Here is a 2,417-nt window from a genome sequence, read left to right as displayed (position 1 = left end):
ATTTCGAGAATACGCAGGATTCGGGATTCTTCTACCCAGGGCGCAAAACCCTCTTCAATAAAGGGCTCAATGAGGCTGCGGGGGATCAATACCCGCTCATCGACCATAAAGCGCAGACCGGCGAACCAGGCTTCTCCGGTGATGTAGGCGGCCGGCCTGCGGAGAATTTCACGCGCATAAAAGTGTTGCAATACCCGGCGCTTTTCATCCGGCAGCAGCCGGGCACCTGAAAAGTCCGCAAGATCTTCGGGTTCCAGGTGCAGGGCGCGCGCCAGGATCAGATCGGCCTCGGCGCGGGGATTTTGCTGCCCCTGACTGAAGTCCAGATCAGCGGCAGCAAAGCGGCTGCTACCCCAGCGCCGCAAGTCTGCCACGGTGAACAGGTCATTTTCGGCAAGTTGCACATACTGTTCTAGGCGCATCAAATAATCTCCAGCCAGACGGGACAATGGTCAGAACCCATGACTTCCGTAGCGATACCCGCAGCGCGCAGGCGCGGCAGAAGGCTCTGGTGTACCCAGAAATAATCGAGGCGCCAGCCGATGTCGCGACTGCGGGCATCGGTGCGTTGGCTCCACCAGGAGTAACGGGCCTCATCGGGATGAAGGTGACGAAAACTATCCACCCAACCAGCCTGTTGCCATTGGTCCATGCAGGCTCTCTCCTCGGGAAGAAAGCCGGAAATGCGCTGATTTTCCTTGGGGCGGGCGAGATCGATGGGCTGATGCGCCGTGTTCACATCGCCGCAAAAAATAATCGGGCGGCCTGTCGCCACTTTCTGGTTAATATGCGCCAGAAAGGCGGCATAAAAATCCAGCTTGAAGGCCAGTCGTTCGCCGTCTTTTTTGCCGTTTGGAAAATAGACGTTGTACAAATCAAAATCGCCGCAATCGGTGACAACCACCCGGCCTTCGCGGTCAAAATGCTCTATGCCCAGACCCGCATGAGAAGTTTGCCCGGGAATTTTGCTGAAAGTGGCGACGCCGCTGTAACCGGCCCGTTCGGCCACGGCCCAGCAGCTGCCATATCCCTCCAGGCGGCTTTCCGCAGCGGTCAGTTTTGCAGGATCCGCTTTGGTTTCCTGAGTGCAGAGCAGATCGGGACCGGTCTCTTCCACCCAGTCCCGCAGGCCTTTGCGGCAGGCTGCCCGCCAGCCGTTCACATTCCAGCTATAAAGACGCAATGTCCGTTTCCCTCAGCGCATGACCCGTACAGCCAGAAAATCGCTGTCGGCAATCACTTGTTCCAGAATTTTACGACCACTGTCGCCGGCTGTCCCGGCAGTCGCCAGCAGGGCCAGACCTTCACGCGCTGCAGTCGGGCTGATGACGCCATGACGCAGGGCCAGCTGATAAAGGACGGCGACACTGATTTCGGCACCGGACGTTTTGACCAGCTCCTGCTGTAGCTGCGCGGAAGGGCCGCCATAAAGCAGCAGCTTTTGAATATGATCGATATTGGGAAGAGTTTCTTTGTCCATCCGCTTAACCTTTCTCTGCGTGATTGAGATGAATCATTTTTTTTGACCGGCTTTTTCAGGAGCGGCCCAGCCGCTGCAACGCAGAGACCAGAATTCTCCGGATTGCGGGTCGGCCAGTAGCGGGCCAAGTTCCGTAAGACCGGCGCTGAGGGCTTCCTTGACGCCCCAGGGCGCATTGATCAGCAACAATCCGCTACCGGCCAGGGCTTCGCGTCCATCTTCCGGCCGTTGTGTCAGTTCAAACACCTGCGCCGCAATCTTGCCACGTATGGCCTGCCAGAACCGCGTGATCGTACCCCGTATTTTTATGGGATACCAGATAAGATAGGTTCCCTGAGGCCAGCGTTGATAGGCACGCAGTATGGTATCGGCGAGCATTTCCCATTCGTCCCGGCGCTCAAAGGGCGGATCAATGAGCACCAGACCGCGTTTTTCCTGCGGAGGAATATGGGCAAAAAGGGCGCGATATCCGTCTTCGTTCAAAATGCTGGTATGCGATCTTTTGCCCAGGTTCGCTCGTAACTGCAAGGCAATTTCCGCCTCTGTTTCACATAAAATCATCCGATCTTGAGGTCTGAGCAGTTCGGCGGCCAGCCGGGCCGAGCCGGGGTAGTGCAGCAGTTGTTTGTCGTGATTGATCTGCTGAATGCATTTGAGCCATTCCCCGGATTGGGGCAGGCTGCGTCGATCTGCCCAGAGGCGCGTAATGCCGCCAAGATGTTCTCCGCTGTTGCCCATTGGGTAACTGCCTGCTCCGGCATGCGTGTCGATGTAGGCCAGTGGGGTGTCCTTGCGGGTCAAGGCCTCCAAAACAAGAAAAAGCGCCAGATGTTTGGTGCAATCTGCCGCATTACCGGCATGAAAATGATGTTGGTAGTTCATGATTCCTGGGCTTGGCTAGGGATGATAATTTAAGTCATGATAACAGAGTCAACGC

The 2,417-nt window shown here is 56.6% G+C and carries 3 protein-coding genes and 1 pseudogene; all 4 read right to left on the bottom strand.

What is annotated here, in order from left to right; all coding sequences use genetic code 11:
• A pseudogene (locus AC2VLY_RS03460) lies at positions 1-422 on the bottom strand (50S ribosomal protein L3 N(5)-glutamine methyltransferase); the annotation flags it as partial.
• On the bottom strand, positions 422-1,183 hold the full coding sequence (locus AC2VLY_RS03455) for an exodeoxyribonuclease III (RefSeq protein ID WP_486921770.1): 762 nt from the start codon (positions 1,181-1,183) through the stop codon (positions 422-424). The gene AC2VLY_RS03455 and the pseudogene AC2VLY_RS03460, both read right to left, overlap by 1 nt.
• Before the next feature lie 12 nt (positions 1,184-1,195).
• On the bottom strand, positions 1,196-1,480 hold the full coding sequence (locus tag AC2VLY_RS03450; RefSeq protein ID WP_193651230.1) for a DUF2322 family protein: 285 nt from the start codon (positions 1,478-1,480) through the stop codon (positions 1,196-1,198).
• 33 nt (positions 1,481-1,513) lie between these two features.
• Positions 1,514-2,362: a 23S rRNA (adenine(2030)-N(6))-methyltransferase RlmJ gene (locus AC2VLY_RS03445; RefSeq protein ID WP_486921769.1), complete on the bottom strand. Its 849-nt coding sequence runs from the start codon at positions 2,360-2,362 to the stop codon at positions 1,514-1,516.
• Positions 2,363-2,417 lie beyond the last annotated feature (55 nt).

Source organism: Acidithiobacillus sp. TH-A36, from assembly GCF_057473445.1.
Note: the sequence above shows the minus strand (reverse complement) of the source record. Positions and strands in the feature narration are given on the sequence as shown.